This is a genomic window from Nitratireductor sp. GISD-1A_MAKvit, assembly GCF_040819555.1.
Lineage (GTDB): Bacteria > Pseudomonadota > Alphaproteobacteria > Rhizobiales > Rhizobiaceae > Nitratireductor.
In genome coordinates this window covers 2,562,831-2,578,997 of record NZ_CP161920.1, presented here as the reverse complement: position 1 = coordinate 2,578,997, position 16,167 = coordinate 2,562,831, and the positions used below count along the sequence as shown (strand labels likewise).

The window sequence follows — 16,167 nt, the reverse complement described above, 5'->3', positions numbered from 1 at the left end:
GGGACTGAGCCATGCTCCAGGATAAAGACCGCATCTTCACCAATATCTACGGCCAGTTCGACCGTTCGCTGAAGGGCGCGCAGTCGCGCGGCCTTTGGGACAACACCAAGGGGCTGATCGACAAGGGCCGCGACTGGATCATCAACGAGATGAAGGCGTCGGGCCTGCGCGGGCGCGGCGGCGCCGGCTTCCCGACCGGTCTCAAATGGTCCTTCATGCCGAAAGAGCCGGGCGACCGCCCGCATTATCTCGTCGTCAATGCCGACGAATCCGAGCCCGGCACCTGCAAGGACCGCGACATCATGCGTCACGACCCGCACACGCTGGTCGAGGGCTGCCTGATCGCCGGCTTCGCCATGGGCGCACACGCTGCCTATATCTATGTGCGCGGCGAGTTCGTTCGCGAGCGCGAGGCGCTCGAGCGCGCCATTGCGGAGTGCTACGAGGCGGGTTTGCTCGGCAAGAACAATAAGTGTGGCTGGGACATGGACGTTTACGTCCACCACGGTGCCGGCGCCTATATCTGCGGTGAGGAAACCGCACTTCTGGAAAGCCTTGAAGGCAAGAAGGGCCAGCCGCGCCTCAAGCCGCCATTCCCGGCCAATGTCGGCCTCTATGGCTGCCCCACCACCGTCAACAACGTCGAATCCATTGCCGTTGCACCGACCATTCTGCGCCGTGGCGCATCGTGGTTCTCCTCCTTCGGGCGTGAGAACAACAAGGGCACCAAGCTCTTCTGCATCTCCGGACACGTGGAAAACCCGTGCACGGTGGAAGAGGAAATGTCGATTCCCTTCCGCGAGCTGATCGAGCGCCATTGCGGCGGCATTCGCGGCGGATGGGACAATCTTCTGGCGGTTATTCCGGGCGGCTCTTCCGTGCCATTGGTGCCGGCGGAGCAGATCATCGACACGCCGATGGATTTTGACAGCCTGCGTGAACTGAAGTCCGGTCTCGGCACCGCCGCCGTGATCGTGATGGACAAGTCCACCGACATCGTGAAGGCGATCGCGCGGCTTTCCTATTTCTACAAGCACGAGAGCTGCGGCCAATGTACGCCATGCCGCGAGGGCACGGGCTGGATGTGGCGCGTGATGGAGCGTCTGGTCGTCGGCCAGGCGCAAAAGCACGAAATCGACATGCTGCTCGATGTGACGAAGCAGGTGGAAGGCCACACGATCTGTGCTCTGGGTGATGCGGCAGCGTGGCCGATCCAGGGTCTCGTGCGTCATTTCCGCCCGGAAATCGAGCGGCGCATCGACGAGTTCACCCGCAACGCGCATCAGGCCCGGCCGGCGCTGGTGGCGGCGGAATAAAAGTGAAGGTTTGCTCCGGAAGGGGCGAGAGGTAAGCGGACAGCGACCATGGCAAAATTGAAAGTCGACGGCACGGAGATCGAGGTACCCGATCACTACACGCTGCTGCAGGCCGCCGAGGAGGCGGGCGCGGAGGTGCCGCGCTTCTGTTTCCATGAGCGTCTGTCGATCGCCGGCAATTGCCGCATGTGTCTGGTGGAAGTGAAGGGCGGACCGCCCAAGCCGGCCGCATCCTGCGCCATGGGCGTGCGCGATCTGCGCCCCGGACCCAATGGCGAGGCGCCCGAAATCTTCACCAACACGCCGATGGTCAAGAAGGCCCGCGAAGGCGTGATGGAGTTCCTGCTCATCAACCACCCGCTCGATTGCCCGATCTGCGATCAGGGCGGCGAATGTGATCTGCAGGATCAGGCGATGGCCTTTGGTGTGGATTCCTCCCGCTACAAGGAAAACAAGCGCGCCGTCGAAGACAAATATATCGGCCCGCTCGTCAAGACGATCATGACGCGCTGTATCCACTGCACGCGCTGTGTCCGCTTCACCACCGAGGTCGCCGGCATTTCCGAGCTCGGCCTGATCGGTCGTGGCGAAGATGCCGAGATCACCACCTATCTCGAAGAGGCGATGACCTCGGAGCTTCAGGGCAATGTCATCGACCTTTGTCCGGTCGGCGCGCTCACCTCGCGCCCCTATGCGTTCCAGGCGCGTCCGTGGGAGCTCAACAAGACCCAGTCCATCGACGTGATGGATGCGGTCGGTTCGGCCATCCGCGTCGACACGCGCGGCCGCGAGGTCATGCGCATCATGCCGCGCATCAATGAAGCGGTGAACGAGGAATGGATTTCCGACAAGTCCCGCTTCGTGTGGGACGGACTCAGAACCCAGCGTCTCGACCGCCCCTATGTGCGCAAGGGCAAGCGCCTGCAGCCGGCCACCTGGCCCGAGGCGTTCGATGCCATCGCAAAGGCCGTGTCGAAGGCCCAGCCGGAAAAGATCGGCGCCATCGCCGGCGATCTGGCAGCCGTCGAGGAAATGTATGCGCTGAAATCGCTGATGCAGTCGCTCGGTTCGGCGAATTATGATTGCCGTCAGGACGGTGCCGCCCTCGACCCGGCGCTTGGCCGTGCGGGCTATATTTTCAACCCGACCATCGAGGGCATCGAGGATGCCGATGCGCTTCTGATCGTCGGCGCCAATCCGCGCTTCGAGGCTTCCGTGCTCAATGCCCGCATCCGCAAACGCTGGCGCATGGGCGATTTCCCCATCGGCGTGATCGGCGAGATGGGCGATCTGCGCTATGATTACCAGCAGCTCGGTGCCGGGGCCGAAACGCTCAAGGAACTGGCCGAAGGCAAGGGCAAATTTGCTTCGGTCCTGAAGAAGGCCAAGCGGCCGATGATCATCGTGGGCCAGGGGGCTCTGGCCCGCTCCGATGGTGCGGCGATTCTCGGCCTTGCGGCAAAGCTTGCCGGTGCGGTCAAGGCGGTTTCGGCAGAGTGGAACGGTTTCGCCGTGCTGCATACGGCAGCATCCCGCGTTGGCGGTCTTGATCTCGGCTTTGTGCCCGGGAAGGGCGGCCAGAACGTCAAGGGCATGATGGGCGCGATGGACGTGCTCTTCCTGCTTGGGGCCGACGAGATCGACATGAACGCCATTGGCGAGGCCTTTACCGTCTATATCGGCACCCATGGCGATGCCGGTGCACACCGCGCGGACGTTATCCTGCCTGCCGCCACCTATACGGAAAAGTCCGTCACCTATGTAAACACCGAGGGCCGGGTGCAGATGACCAACCGCGCCGGTTTCGCGCCGGGCGATGCCAAGGAAGACTGGGCGATACTGCGGGCACTGTCCGATGTTCTGGGCAACAAGCTTCCGTTCGATTCGCTGGCGGCCCTGCGCGCAGCACTTTATGCCGAGTTCCCACATTTCGCGGCCATCGACGTCATTGCGCCATCCGAAGCAGGCGACGTCGAAAAGCTCGCGAAACTTGGCGGGCGGCTTACCAAGGCTCCCTTCACCTCGCCGGTGAAGGATTTCTATCTCACCAACCCGATTGCCCGTGCCTCGGCCGTAATGGCCGAATGTTCGGCGCTGGCGCGCGGCGAAGTAAAACAGGCGGCCGAGTAGAGACGAATGGATACCTTCTTTTCAACCTACGTCCTTCCGGGGCTTCTGATCCTTCTGCAGTCGGTGGCGATGATCGTCATCCTCCTGATCTTCGTCGCCTATATTCTTTACGCCGACCGCAAGATCTGGGCCGCCGTGCAGCGTCGTCGCGGCCCGAACGTGGTCGGGCCCGTGGGGTCTGTTCCAGGCGTTTGCCGATCTCTTCAAGTTCGTCTTCAAGGAGCCGGTCATTCCGTCCGGCGCCAACAAGGGCGTTTTCCTGCTTGCGCCGGTCGTCGCTGCGGTTCTTGCGATTGCCGCATGGGCGGTGATCCCGGTCAATGAGGGCTGGGCGATTGCCAATGTGAACATCGGCATTCTCTATGTGTTCGCCATCGCTTCGCTGGAAGTCTATGGCGTGATCATGGGCGGCTGGGCCTCCAACTCGAAATATCCGTTCCTTGGCGCGCTGCGTTCGGCGGCACAGATGGTCTCGTATGAAGTCTCCATCGGCTTCGTGATCGTCACCGTGCTGCTCACGGTCGGTTCGCTGAACCTCACCGACATCGTGCTTGCACAGGGTGATGGTCTTGGCACCATGTTCGGCCTGCCCAACACCTTCCTCGACTGGAACTGGCTGGCGCTGTTCCCGATGTTCATCGTGTTCTTCATCTCGGCGCTGGCCGAGACGAACCGCCCGCCCTTCGATCTGGTGGAGGCCGAATCCGAGCTCGTGGCGGGACACATGATCGAGTATTCCTCGACGCCGTTCCTGCTTTTCTTCCTCGGCGAGTATGTGGCCATCGTGCTGATGTGCGCGCTCACAACCATCCTGTTCCTGGGTGGCTGGCTGCCGCCGCTCGACATGGCGCCATTCACCTGGGTGCCCGGCGTCATCTGGTTCGTGTTGAAGATGTGCATGGTCTTCTTCATGTTCGCACTGGTGAAGGCTTTCGTGCCGCGCTACCGCTACGACCAGCTGATGCGTCTTGGCTGGAAAGTGTTCCTGCCGCTGTCGCTCTTCATGGTTGTCGCCACCGCGGCCTTCCTGAAATTCACGGGGATGGCATGACCATGACCGTTTTCATCCCTGAAACACGCTTCGGAGAAAATCGATGAGTGCGCTTGCACAGGCAGCCAAGTCACTGCTTCTCAAAGAGTTCGTCGGGGCTGTCATCCTGTCCATGCGGCAGTTCTTTGCGCCGAAATACACGATCAACTATCCGCATGAAAAAGGCCCGGTCAGCCCGCGCTTCCGTGGTGAGCATGCGTTGCGCCGCTATCCCAATGGCGAAGAACGCTGCATTGCCTGCAAGCTGTGCGAGGCGATCTGCCCGGCCCAGGCCATCACCATCGAGGCCGGTCCGCGCCGCAATGACGGCACGCGCCGCACGGTGCGCTACGACATCGACATGGTGAAGTGCATCTATTGCGGTTTCTGCCAGGAAGCCTGCCCGGTGGACGCCATCGTCGAGGGGCCGAACTTCGAATTCGCGACGGAAACGCGCGAGGAACTTTATTACGACAAGGACAAGCTGCTCGCCAATGGCGATCGCTGGGAGCGGGAACTGGCGCGCAACATCGCGCTGGACGCACCATACCGGTGACGGTTTGACCTGTGGACGGGGGCGGGGCGCCCGTCTAAACGAAGCATCGTGAATGCCCGGCGCGCCGGGTTTTTTGAAAAGCCGCGGCGTTTTTCTGCGGCAGGCTAGGTACCGAGGGAACCATGCTGACAGGACTTGAGGCGATTTTCTTTTATCTGTTCGCCTTTCTCACCGTGGCGGCGGCCTTCATGGTCATCGCGGCACGCAACCCCGTGCATTCGGTGCTCTTTCTGATCGTCGCGTTCTTCAACTCGGCCGGTCTCTTCCTTTTGACAGGCGCGGAATTCCTCGCCTTCATCATGCTTGTCGTCTATGTGGGTGCGGTCGCCGTGCTCTTCCTGTTCGTCGTCATGATGCTGGATGTGGATTTTGCCGAGCTGAAGCGCGGGGCGCTGCAATATGCACCGGTCGGGGCGCTGGTCGGCATCATTCTCGCAGCCGAGCTCGTCATCGTGCTTGGGGGCTATGCCTTCGCGCCCGAGCTTGCCGGTGAGGTGGCCCAGCCCACGCCGCCGATCGACGTGCGACACAACACGGCAGCACTCGGCGACATTCTCTACACGGATTACATCCATTTCTTCCAGATCGCCGGCATGGTGCTTCTGGTCGCCATGATCGGCGCCATCGTGCTGACGCTGCGCCACAAGGAAAACGTCAAGCGGCAGAACATTTCTGCCCAGGTGGCGCGCACGCCTGAAACGGCGATCGAGATCAAGAAAGTCGAAACGGGCGAGGGACTCTGATCATGCTGGAAATCGGAATCGCACACTATCTGACCGTCTCGGCCATTCTGTTCACGCTTGGCGTGTTCGGCATCTTCCTGAACCGGAAGAACGTCATCATCATCCTGATGTCGGTCGAGCTGATCCTGCTTGCGGTCAACCTGAACTTCGTTGCCTTCTCCTCGGTTCTGGGAGATCTCGTCGGCCAGGTTTTCGCGCTATTCGTTCTCACCGTCGCGGCGGCGGAAGCCGCGATCGGTCTTGCCATTCTCGTCGTCTTCTTCCGCAACCGCGGCACCATCGCCGTCGAAGACATCAACATGATGAAGGGCTGAGCATACGGCCATGTATCAAGCGATCGTATTTCTCCCGCTTATCGGCTTTCTGATTGCCGGGCTGTTCGGCCGCTCCATCGGCGCGAAGGGGTCCGAGCTGATCACCAGCGGCCTGATGGTCATTGTCGCGCTTCTGTCCTGGGTGGCCTTCTTTTCGGTCGCCATGGGCAGCGGCGAGGCATTTACCGTGCCGCTCCTTTCCTTCATCACCTCGGGCAATCTGGATGTGTCCTGGGCGATCCGCGTCGACACGCTGACCGTGGTCATGCTGATCGTGGTGAACACCGTTTCCGCGCTGGTCCACATCTATTCGATCGGCTACATGCACAACGATCCGCATCGGCCGCGCTTCTTTGCCTATCTGTCACTCTTCACCTTCGCCATGCTCATGCTGGTCACGTCGGACAATCTGATCCAGATGTTCTTCGGCTGGGAAGGCGTGGGGCTGGCCTCCTATCTCCTGATCGGATTCTGGTTCAAGAAACCTTCGGCCAATGCCGCGGCCATGAAGGCATTTATCGTCAACCGTGTCGGTGACTTCGGCTTCCTGCTCGGCATTTTCGGCGTCTACATGCTGTTCGGTTCGGTGGATTTCAGCACCATCTTCGCCAATGCGGCCACCTACCTGCCCGCCGAAGGCGCAGAGGCTGGCGAACCGGTTCTGATCTTCCTGGGCTATGCGCTCGACAAGGGTGGAGCACTGACGGCGATCTGTCTGCTTCTTTTCATGGGCGCGATGGGCAAGTCGGCGCAGGTGCCGTTGCACACCTGGCTGCCGGACGCCATGGAAGGCCCGACGCCGGTTTCCGCGCTCATTCACGCCGCCACCATGGTGACGGCTGGTGTCTTCATGGTCGCGCGCCTGTCTCCGATCTTTGAACTGTCGCACACGGCGCTCACGGTCGTCACCTTCGTCGGCGCGTTCACAGCCTTCTTCGCCGCGACCGTCGGTCTGGTGCAGAACGACATCAAGCGCGTCATCGCCTATTCGACCTGTTCGCAGCTCGGCTACATGTTCGTGGCACTCGGCACCGGTTTCTATAGTGCGGCCATCTTCCACCTGTTCACCCACGCCTTCTTCAAGGCGCTTCTGTTCCTTGGTTCCGGTTCGGTTATCCATGCGGTTTCTGACGAACAGGACATGCGCAAGATGGGCGGCCTCAGAAAGCACATTCCGCAGACCTACTGGATGATGATCATCGGCACGATCGCGCTCACGGGTGTCGGCATTCCGCTGACCGTCATCGGTACGGCCGGCTTCTTCTCCAAGGATGCGATCATCGAAGGTGCTTTCGCGGCAGAGAACTATTTCGCCATGTTCTCGTTCGTCCTGCTCACATTGGCCGCCGTCTTCACGAGCTTCTATTCGTGGCGGCTGATCTTCATGACCTTCCACGGCAAGCCGCGCGCATCTGCCGATGTTATGCATCATGTGCATGAATCGCCGCTGGTCATGCTCGTGCCGCTGTTCATCCTGGCCGTTGGCGCACTCTTTGCCGGCGTTGCCTTCAAGGAGTTCTTCGTCGGCCATGAGTACGAGCACTTCTGGAAGGGCGCGCTCTTCACGCTGGCGGACAACCACATGCTGGAAGAGTTCCATCATGTGCCGGTCTGGGTGAAGCTTGCTCCGTTCGTCGCCATGCTTCTCGGCCTCTATGTGGCCTGGGTCTACTATATCCGTTCGCCCGAGCGCCCGAAGCGTCTTGCCCAGCAGTTCAGTGGCCTTTACGCCTTCCTGCTCAACAAGTGGTATTTCGACGAGCTCTATGACTTCCTGTTCGTCCGTCCGGCCAAGCGTCTCGGCCACTTCCTGTGGAAGAAAGGCGACGGAATGGTCATCGACGGTCTCGGCCCGGATGGCATTTCGGCCCGCGTGGTCGATGTCACCAACCGGATCGTCAAGCTGCAGAGCGGCTATCTCTATCACTATGCCTTCGCCATGCTCATCGGCGTTGCTGCCCTCGTTACCTGGATGATGCTTGGAGGCACGTTCTAAGCCATGACCGACTGGCCAATTCTTTCCACGGTCACCTTCCTGCCGCTGGTGGGTGCGCTTCTCATCCTCCTTATCCGGGAGGACGGTGCCGGTGCGCGCCGTAACATTCGCAATGTCGCGCTTTTGACGACGGTGTTCACCTTCGTCCTGTCTTTGTTCATCTGGATCGGCTTCGATGCATCGACGCCCAGCTTCCAGATGGTCGAAAAGCAGGAATGGATGGGCTCCGGCATTTCCTACCACATGGGTGTCGATGGCATTTCCATGCTGTTCGTCATTCTCACCACCTTCCTCATGCCGCTGTGCGTTCTGGCGAGCTGGGAGGCGGTGGAGCACCGCGTCAAGGAATACATGATCGCGTTTCTCATTCTTGAAACGCTCATGATCGGTGTGTTCTGCGCGCTCGACATTGTGCTCTTCTACGTCTTCTTCGAGGCGGGCCTCATTCCCATGTTCATCATCATCGGTGTCTGGGGCGGCAAGCGGCGCGTCTATGCGAGCTTCAAGTTCTTCCTCTACACGTTGCTCGGCTCGGTTCTCATGCTGCTGGCCATGATGGCGATGTACTGGCAGGCCGGAACGACCGATATCCCGACGCTGCTGACCCACGTCTTCCCCGAAGGCATGCAATACTGGCTATGGGTGGCTTTCTTCGCTTCCTTTGCCGTTAAAATGCCCATGTGGCCGGTTCACACCTGGCTGCCCGACGCGCACGTGGAGGCGCCGACGGCCGGTTCGGTTATCCTGGCCGGCATCCTGCTGAAGATGGGTGGCTATGGCTTCCTGCGCTTCTCGCTGCCCATGTTCCCGGTCGCCTCCATCGATCTGGCTCCGCTCGTCTTCACCCTGTCGGTCATCGCCATCGTCTATACGTCGCTGGTGGCGCTGATGCAGGAGGACATCAAGAAGCTGATCGCCTATTCATCCGTCGCCCATATGGGCTTCGTCACCATGGGCATCTTCGCCATGAACGAGCAGGGCGTGCAGGGCGCGATCTTCCAGATGCTCTCGCATGGCCTCGTCTCGGGTGCACTCTTCCTGTGTGTCGGCGTCATCTATGATCGCATGCACACACGCGAGATCGCGGCCTATGGCGGCCTGGTCAACAACATGCCCAAATACGCCACGGTGTTCATGATCTTCACCATGGCCAATGTGGGCCTGCCGGGCACCAGTGGCTTCGTCGGCGAGTTTCTCACGCTGCTGTCGGTGTTCAAGGTCAACACCTGGGTTGCGCTCTTTGCCACCACCGGTGTCATCCTGTCGGCGGGTTATGCGCTCTGGCTCTATCGCCGGGTGGTGTTCGGATCGCTCACCAAGGAAAGTCTCAAGGGCATGCTTGACCTTTCGACCCGGGAGAAGCTGATCCTGTACCCGCTGGTGGTTCTGGTCATCTTCTTCGGTGTCTACCCGGCACCGATCCTCGATGCGACGGCGGTGTCGGTCGAAGCACTTGTGAACAATGTCTCCCTGTCGGCCGACATGGCACGGGAAGCGGCAACGGCTGCCGCGCAGTAAACGGATTGAAAGCGAATGACGCCTGATCTGACGATAAGCCTGATCCTTGCAACGCCGGAGCTGATCCTGGCGGTGGGCGCTATGGCGCTCCTGATGGTCGGTGTCTTTTCCGGCCCCCGTGCCAATTCCACCGTCACCGGTCTTGCGGTTGCTCTTCTGGTTGCGGTGATTGCGCTGATGGTGATCTTCCCGGCCGACGGTCGCGCCTTTGGTGGTGCCTTTGTGAGCGATGCGTTCGCGCGCTTCATGAAGATCCTGACACTGGTCGGCTCCGTTGTGACGCTGGTCATGTCGGTCGGGTTTGCCAAGGCGGAAAAATTCGACAAGTTCGAGTTCCCGGTCCTCATCATGCTGGCCACACTCGGCATGATGCTGATGATCTCGGCCAACGACATGATCGCGCTCTATCTCGGCCTCGAGCTGCAGTCGCTGGCACTCTATGTCGTTGCCGCCATCAACCGTGACAGCGCGCGCTCCACCGAGGCGGGCCTGAAATACTTCGTTCTCGGGGCTCTCTCTTCCGGCATGATGCTTTACGGCATTTCGCTGGTCTACGGTTACACGGGCAACACCGGTTTCGACGTCATCGCAGCAACGCTGACGGGTGCCGAGCGTCAGCTCGGCCTGGTTTTCGGTCTCGTCTTCGTGCTTGCGGGTCTCGCCTTCAAGATTTCGGCAGTTCCCTTCCACATGTGGACGCCGGATGTTTATGAAGGCGCGCCCACGCCGGTCACGGCCTTCTTTGCTGCCGCGCCCAAGATGGCTGCCATGGCGCTTCTGGTGCGTGTCACCATGGGAGCGTTCGAGCCGATCGCCAGCGACTGGCAGCAGATCATCGTCTTCGTGGCGATTGCCTCCATGATCCTCGGCGCTTTCGCGGCCATCGGCCAGCGCAACATCAAGCGCCTGATGGCCTATTCCTCCATCGGCCATGTGGGCTATGCCCTTGTCGGGCTTGCCGCAAACTCCGAGGCCGGTGTGAAGGGCGTGGCGATCTACATGCTCATCTACCTGGCCATGACGCTCGGCACATTCGCCGTGATCCTGGCCATGCGCCGCAATGACGGCAATGTCGAGCAGACCGACGATCTCGCCGGCCTCTCCTCGACCAATCCGATGATGGCCACGATCATGACCATCCTCATGTTCTCGCTGGCTGGCATTCCGCCGCTCGCCGGCTTCTGGGGGAAATGGTACGTGTTCCTCGCCGCCATCGACGCAAAGCTCTATGCTCTTGCGGTCATCGGCGTGGTCAGCTCCGTGGTCGGCGCGTTCTACTATTTGCGCATCATCAAGATCATGTGGTTCGACGAATCGGCGGGCGGTTTCCAGCCCATGGCAGGCGAACTCCGCTTCGTCATGCTCCTGTCGGGTGCCTTCGTGTTGCTCTATGTTCTGATCGGTGGCCCTGTCGGGCGTTTTGCCGAGGCCGCTGCAAAGACCTTTTTCTAGGTCATGGCCTTCCGTCTGGCGCCGTCGGCAGAGGCAGCCGGTTATCGGCTGGAAGCCCATGAGAGCGTCGGGTCCACCAATGCGCTGGCGCTCGATCATGCGCGCGCCGGCGTCCCGGGCAATCTGTGGGTTGTTGCCTCCAGACAGGAGAGCGGGCGCGGAAGGCGCGGACGGGAATGGGCAACACCACCCGGCAACCTTGCCGCCACGCTCCTGAATGTCGGTCATTTCGAGCCGGCCACAGCGGCCACGCTCGGTTTTGTTGCAGGGCTCGCCCTGTCCGATGCACTTCTGGCGGTCGTGCCAGAAAGGCGCATCGCGGTCGCCGCCGATGGAGGCGACATGGCGGGCGGGCGCTTTGCTCTCAAATGGCCCAATGACGTATTGGCCGATGGAGCGAAACTGTCCGGCATCCTGCTGGAATCGGCTATTCTTCCCGATGGCCGCTTCGCCATTGCGGTGGGTATAGGCGTCAATGTTGTCTCCCATCCCGACAACACCCCCTATCCGGCGACCTCGCTGAGAGCGCTGGGGTACAGCGGTGATGCGGGCGATCTGTTCCTTGCGCTTTCGGACGCCTGGGTCGATAACAGTCGCCTTTGGAATGACGGGCGCGGGCTTGATGCCATTCGCAGCCGCTGGCTGAAACGAGCAGCAGGCCTCGGTACGCAGGTCTCCATCCGTGTCGACGGGCGTGTGGCGCGCGGCACATTCGAAACCATCGACGAGGCCTGTCGCTTCGTCATCCGCGAAGCGGACGGTTCATTGTTGAGAATTGCAGCAGGCGACGTGCATTTCGGTGCGGTCGCCTCTGCGCAGGCAGATTAAGAGAAAGGGACCCATGGCGCGTTCCAGCACAAAAAAGCCGGCCAAGAGCGGCGACCTCAAGAACGCCGAGCTGGTTTTCTGCCCGCTTGGCGGTGTCGGCGAAATCGGCATGAATTTTGGCCTGTACGGATTCGGCCCCGCCGGAAAACGTGAATGGATCGTGGTTGATTGCGGCGTCACCTTTCCCGGGCCGGAGCTTCCGGGCGTCGACCTGGTTTTGCCTGACATCAGCTTCATCCGTGGCGAAGTCGACCGCCTGCGCGGCGTCGTGATCACCCATGCGCATGAAGACCACTACGGCGCGGTGCTCGATCTCTGGCCGCTGCTCAAGGCCGATGTCTGGATGACACCTTTTGCCGCCGGGCTGCTGGACGCCAAGCGCCAATCCGAATCCGGTGCACCCGATGTGCCGGTGAAGATTTTCAGGGCCGGCGAAACCTTCGAGATCGGTCCCTTCCGCATCGAGGCCATTGCCGTCGCGCACTCCATTCCCGAACCGGTTTCGCTCGCCATCACCACGCCACTCGGCACGGTGGTGCACACGGGCGACTGGAAGATCGATCCGGCTCCCGCCATCGGCCCCAAGACCGACGAGGCGCGCTTCCGCGCGATCGGCGATGAAGGTGTTCTCGCGCTTGTCTGCGATTCCACCAATGCCATGCGTGAAGGCGAATCGCCCACCGAACAGGCCGTTGGCGAGGGGCTGAAGGAAGTGATCGAGGCGGCATCAGGCCGTGTCGTCGTCACGACCTTCTCCTCGAATGTCGGCCGCATCCGTTCTATCGCGGAGGCCGCGCGTGACGCCGGGCGCCAGCTTCTCGTGCTCGGTCGGTCCATGAAGCGCGTCATCGATGTGGCCACCGAACTCGGCTATCTCGAGGGCCTTCCCGAATATCTGGACGAGGACGAGTTCCAGCACGTTCCGCGTGACAAGGTCGTGGTGCTGTGTACCGGAAGCCAGGGCGAGAGCCGCGCCGCACTCGCCAAGCTCGCCCGCGACGAGATGCGCAATGTCGCGCTCACGGCAGGCGATACGGTGGTCTATTCCTCGCGCCTCATCCCCGGCAACGAGAAAGCGGTTCTGGAGACCAAGAATCGCCTGATCGAGATGGGCATCGACATCATCGAGGATGATGATGCGCTGGTCCATGTCTCCGGTCACCCGCGTCGCAGCGAATTGAAGCGCATGTATTCCTGGGTGCGTCCGCAGATCCTCGTGCCGGTACATGGCGAAGCGGCACATCTTGTTGCCCAAGGCTCGCTCGGCGCGATGGAAGGCATTCCCGAGGTCTCGCAGGTGCGCAATGGCGACATGCTGCGCCTTGCTCCCGGACCGGCCGAAATCATCGGCGAGGTCCAGCATGGGCGTTTCTTCAAGGACGGCCGGCTTCTGGGCGACGACGAGGAGATGGGCATCCGCGACCGCCGCAAGCTGTCCTATGCCGGCCATGTCGTGCTCAATGTCGTGCTTGATGATCGTTTCAATCTCGACGGCGACCCCGATATTGTCGCCATCGGTGTGGCCGAGCGTGATGCGCGGGGAGAGCTTCTCGAGGACATCATGCTGGACGCGGCATCCGGTGCTCTGCGCAGCATCCCGCGCAACCGCCGCAAGGATCTCGATCTGGTGTCGGAATCGGTCCGCCGCGCCGTGCGCAATGCGGCAAATGCCGCATGGGGCAAAAAGCCCATTGTGACGGTCTTCGTCACGCAATAATCAGGGGGCGGGGCGTCTTGTGTCCCGCCGCTTTGCAGGAGAACCGGGCCGATGCTGGGAAAGCTCAACCACGTGGCAATTGCCGTGCCTGATCTTGAGAAGGCATCCGCCCTTTACCGCGAGACGCTTGGTGCGAAGGTCTCAGCACCGCAGGCTTTGCCCGAGCACGGCGTCACGGTGGTGTTCGTGGAACTGGACAACACCAAGGTCGAACTGCTTGAACCACTGGGAGAAGGTTCGCCCATCGCGGGCTTTCTTGCCAAGAATCCCGAAGGCGGCATGCACCACATCTGCTACGAGGTGCCGGACATCCTTGCCGCCCGGGACAGGCTCAAAGCGGATGGCGCCCGCGTGCTCGGTGATGGAGAGCCCAAAACCGGCGCCCATGGGAAGCCGGTTCTCTTCCTGCATCCGAAAGATTTTGCCGGCACTCTTGTCGAACTCGAACAGGTCTGAGGTTTCAGATGGGCTGGGTTTCTCTTTTCGCCGTTTTCTTCATCGTCTGGTGGACGGTGCTCTTCATCGCACTGCCGTTTGGCCTGCGCACGCAGGAGGAAGATGGTGAGGTGACACTCGGAACGACGGAAAGCGCACCACGCGGTCCGCACATGCTGCGTGCCCTGATCCGCACCACCATCATCGCGGTGGTGATCTGCGGGCTTCTGGTGCTCGTCACGCGGGGGCTGGGCTACTCTTTCGACGATATTCCAAGGGTCGTGCCAGACTTCGACTGAAGCCGTCGCAGGTTCACGCGCACCTGCCGGGACGGCGCTTTACACATATATTCATATCGGGAACTGGCAGGGTTGCTGCAAAAAAAATGCAAGGCCAAAAGGCCTTGCTAACTCAACGCGTCCGATCCTTTGCCGTATCATCGTCGGCGGCTGCGAGTAACCGCGCCTGGACCGCATCCTCCCAAGACTTTGACCGCGTAATGAGGATGAATTGAAACTTCACCCTCTTGTTATGGGAGCGCACCATAGATCAAGTTGAGACGAATTGTCACGAGGAAAATTTCGTTTGAAATTTATTGTTATGATTCCGGCTGCTGTCGGCCGGAAACGGTCAATCGCAAGGCGTGAGCGGATGTGGCGACGGCTTTTCAATTGATTATGAAATCGTTAAGACAGCGACCCTGAGCCCTTACTCACTTTGATTCCGAACAGGCTCCCCGGAGCCTCCTGAATGGATGCGTCTATGCGACTGTCGCGCTACTTCCTGCCGATCTTGAAAGAAACCCCGCGTGAGGCCGAAATCGTCTCACACAGACTGATGCTGCGTGCCGGCATGATCCGTCAGCAGGGAGCGGGAAGCTTCTCCTGGCTGCCCCTGGGCAAGCGCGTTCTCGACAAGGTCAATCGGATCATCCGCGAAGAGCAGAACCGGGCAGGGGCCCAGGAAATCCTGATGCCGACCATCCAGTCGGCGGATCTGTGGATGGAGAGCGGGCGCTATGATGACTACGGCAAGGAGATGCTGCGCATCACCGACCGGCACGAGCGCAAGATGCTCTATGGACCGACCAATGAAGAGATGGTGACGGATATCTTCCGCTCCTACGTCAAATCCTACAAGGATCTGCCGCTCAATCTCTATCACATCCAGTGGAAGTTTCGCGACGAGGTGCGCCCGCGCTTCGGCGTGATGCGCTCGCGCGAATTCCTGATGAAGGACGCCTATTCCTTCGATCTCGATTTCGAGGGTGCGAAGGCGGCCTACAACCGCATGTTCGTTGCCTATCTGCGCACATTCTCGCGCATGGGTTTGCAGGCCATCCCGATGCGCGCGGACACAGGCCCCGATTGGCGGCGATCTGAGCCACGAGTTCATCATTCTTGCTTCCACCGGCGAGAGCGAAGTGTTCTGCCGCAAGGAGTTTCTTGAGCTTCAGGTGCCGGGCGCGGATGTCGACTTCGGCAATGATGCGGAGATCGCCGACATCGTCACCACCTGGACGACACCTTATGCTGCAACCGACGAGATGCATGACGAGGCTGCCTGGGGCGCCATTCCCGAAGACGAGAAGGTTTCTGCGCGCGGCATCGAAGTCGGCCATATTTTCCACTTCGGAACCAAGTATTCCCAGCCCATGAATGCAACCGTCACCGGTCCGGATGGCAAGGAGCATCATGTGTCGATGGGATCCTACGGCATTGGTCCGAGCCGCCTTCTGGCGGCCATCATTGAGGCGAGCCACGATGACAACGGCATCATCTGGCCCGAAAGCGTTGCTCCGTTCGATGTCGGCCTGATCAACATGAAGGTGGGTGACGAAGCCTGCGACCGCATCTGCGAGGAGCTTTATGGCAAGCTGCAGGCCGCGGGCAGAGACGTGCTCTATGACGACACGGACCAGCGCGCCGGCGGGAAGTTCGCCACTGCGGATTTGATCGGCCTTCCCTGGCAGGTGGTCGTGGGCCCACGCGGTGTCGCCAATGGCGAGATCGAGATCAAGCACCGCGCCACCGGGCAACGCGAGACACTGTCCGTGGATGCCGCGATCAACCGCCTCAGCCAGAGCGCAGCATGAGGCGCTGCCGCCATCTACCGTTGCGCAAAAGCCTTTG

The 16,167-nt window shown here is 60.8% G+C and carries 12 protein-coding genes and 2 pseudogenes; all 14 read left to right on the top strand.

The window, feature by feature from the left end; translation table 11 throughout:
- Positions 1 to 11: 11 nt before the first annotated feature.
- On the top strand, positions 12 to 1,316 hold the full coding sequence (nuoF, locus tag AB2N04_RS13560; RefSeq protein ID WP_367714961.1) for an NADH-quinone oxidoreductase subunit NuoF: 1,305 nt from the start codon (positions 12 to 14) through the stop codon (positions 1,314 to 1,316).
- A 48-nt stretch (positions 1,317 to 1,364) separates the two neighbouring features.
- Positions 1,365 to 3,446, top strand: coding sequence for an NADH-quinone oxidoreductase subunit NuoG (gene nuoG / locus AB2N04_RS13555; protein ID WP_367714960.1), 2,082 nt, complete (start codon positions 1,365 to 1,367; stop codon positions 3,444 to 3,446).
- A gap of 6 nt (positions 3,447 to 3,452) precedes the next feature.
- Positions 3,453 to 4,497, top strand: a pseudogene (gene nuoH, locus AB2N04_RS13550) (NADH-quinone oxidoreductase subunit NuoH).
- Between the two features lie 43 nt (positions 4,498 to 4,540).
- Positions 4,541 to 5,032, top strand: a complete 492-nt coding sequence (gene nuoI / locus AB2N04_RS13545) for an NADH-quinone oxidoreductase subunit NuoI (RefSeq protein WP_367714959.1) — start codon at positions 4,541 to 4,543, stop codon at positions 5,030 to 5,032.
- A 122-nt stretch (positions 5,033 to 5,154) separates the two neighbouring features.
- Positions 5,155 to 5,775 (top strand): NADH-quinone oxidoreductase subunit J, encoded by a 621-nt coding sequence (locus AB2N04_RS13540; protein WP_367714958.1) that lies wholly within the window; start codon positions 5,155 to 5,157, stop codon positions 5,773 to 5,775.
- A 5-nt stretch (positions 5,776 to 5,780) separates the two neighbouring features.
- Positions 5,781 to 6,089 (top strand): NADH-quinone oxidoreductase subunit NuoK, encoded by a 309-nt coding sequence (nuoK, locus tag AB2N04_RS13535; RefSeq protein WP_025030250.1) that lies wholly within the window; start codon positions 5,781 to 5,783, stop codon positions 6,087 to 6,089.
- 10 nt (positions 6,090 to 6,099) lie between these two features.
- Positions 6,100 to 8,085 carry an NADH-quinone oxidoreductase subunit L gene (gene nuoL / locus AB2N04_RS13530; RefSeq protein WP_367714957.1) on the top strand — a complete coding sequence of 662 codons (1,986 nt, stop codon included), beginning with the start codon at positions 6,100 to 6,102 and terminating at the stop codon, positions 8,083 to 8,085.
- 3 nt (positions 8,086 to 8,088) lie between these two features.
- Positions 8,089 to 9,603, top strand: coding sequence for an NADH-quinone oxidoreductase subunit M (locus tag AB2N04_RS13525; RefSeq protein ID WP_367714956.1), 1,515 nt, complete (start codon positions 8,089 to 8,091; stop codon positions 9,601 to 9,603).
- Positions 9,604 to 9,618: 15 nt separating this feature from the next.
- Entirely contained in the window at positions 9,619 to 11,055 is a 1,437-nt protein-coding gene (nuoN, locus tag AB2N04_RS13520) for an NADH-quinone oxidoreductase subunit NuoN (protein WP_367714955.1), read from the top strand.
- A gap of 3 nt (positions 11,056 to 11,058) precedes the next feature.
- Positions 11,059 to 11,883 (top strand): biotin--[acetyl-CoA-carboxylase] ligase, encoded by an 825-nt coding sequence (locus AB2N04_RS13515; protein ID WP_367714954.1) that lies wholly within the window; start codon positions 11,059 to 11,061, stop codon positions 11,881 to 11,883.
- Between the two features lie 13 nt (positions 11,884 to 11,896).
- Positions 11,897 to 13,600, top strand: coding sequence for a ribonuclease J (locus AB2N04_RS13510; RefSeq protein ID WP_367714953.1), 1,704 nt, complete (start codon positions 11,897 to 11,899; stop codon positions 13,598 to 13,600).
- A 51-nt stretch (positions 13,601 to 13,651) separates the two neighbouring features.
- Positions 13,652 to 14,056: a methylmalonyl-CoA epimerase gene (gene mce / locus AB2N04_RS13505; RefSeq protein WP_367714952.1), complete on the top strand. Its 405-nt coding sequence runs from the start codon at positions 13,652 to 13,654 to the stop codon at positions 14,054 to 14,056.
- A gap of 8 nt (positions 14,057 to 14,064) precedes the next feature.
- Entirely contained in the window at positions 14,065 to 14,334 is a 270-nt protein-coding gene (locus AB2N04_RS13500) for a DUF1467 family protein (protein ID WP_367714951.1), read from the top strand.
- Positions 14,335 to 14,797: 463 nt separating this feature from the next.
- A pseudogene (gene proS / locus AB2N04_RS13495) lies at positions 14,798 to 16,130 on the top strand (proline--tRNA ligase).
- Positions 16,131 to 16,167 lie beyond the last annotated feature (37 nt).

Coding starts and splice junctions, on each gene's coding strand:
- mce (WP_367714952.1), top strand. CDS start 13,652: ATGCTGGGAAAGCTCAACCACGTGGCAATTGCCGTGCCTGATCTTGAG.
- AB2N04_RS13540 (WP_367714958.1), top strand. CDS start 5,155: ATGCTGACAGGACTTGAGGCGATTTTCTTTTATCTGTTCGCCTTTCTC.
- nuoF (WP_367714961.1), top strand. CDS start 12: ATGCTCCAGGATAAAGACCGCATCTTCACCAATATCTACGGCCAGTTC.
- nuoL (WP_367714957.1), top strand. CDS start 6,100: ATGTATCAAGCGATCGTATTTCTCCCGCTTATCGGCTTTCTGATTGCC.
- AB2N04_RS13500 (WP_367714951.1), top strand. CDS start 14,065: ATGGGCTGGGTTTCTCTTTTCGCCGTTTTCTTCATCGTCTGGTGGACG.
- AB2N04_RS13510 (WP_367714953.1), top strand. CDS start 11,897: ATGGCGCGTTCCAGCACAAAAAAGCCGGCCAAGAGCGGCGACCTCAAG.
- nuoG (WP_367714960.1), top strand. CDS start 1,365: ATGGCAAAATTGAAAGTCGACGGCACGGAGATCGAGGTACCCGATCAC.
- nuoN (WP_367714955.1), top strand. CDS start 9,619: ATGACGCCTGATCTGACGATAAGCCTGATCCTTGCAACGCCGGAGCTG.
- nuoI (WP_367714959.1), top strand. CDS start 4,541: ATGAGTGCGCTTGCACAGGCAGCCAAGTCACTGCTTCTCAAAGAGTTC.
- AB2N04_RS13515 (WP_367714954.1), top strand. CDS start 11,059: ATGGCCTTCCGTCTGGCGCCGTCGGCAGAGGCAGCCGGTTATCGGCTG.
- AB2N04_RS13525 (WP_367714956.1), top strand. CDS start 8,089: ATGACCGACTGGCCAATTCTTTCCACGGTCACCTTCCTGCCGCTGGTG.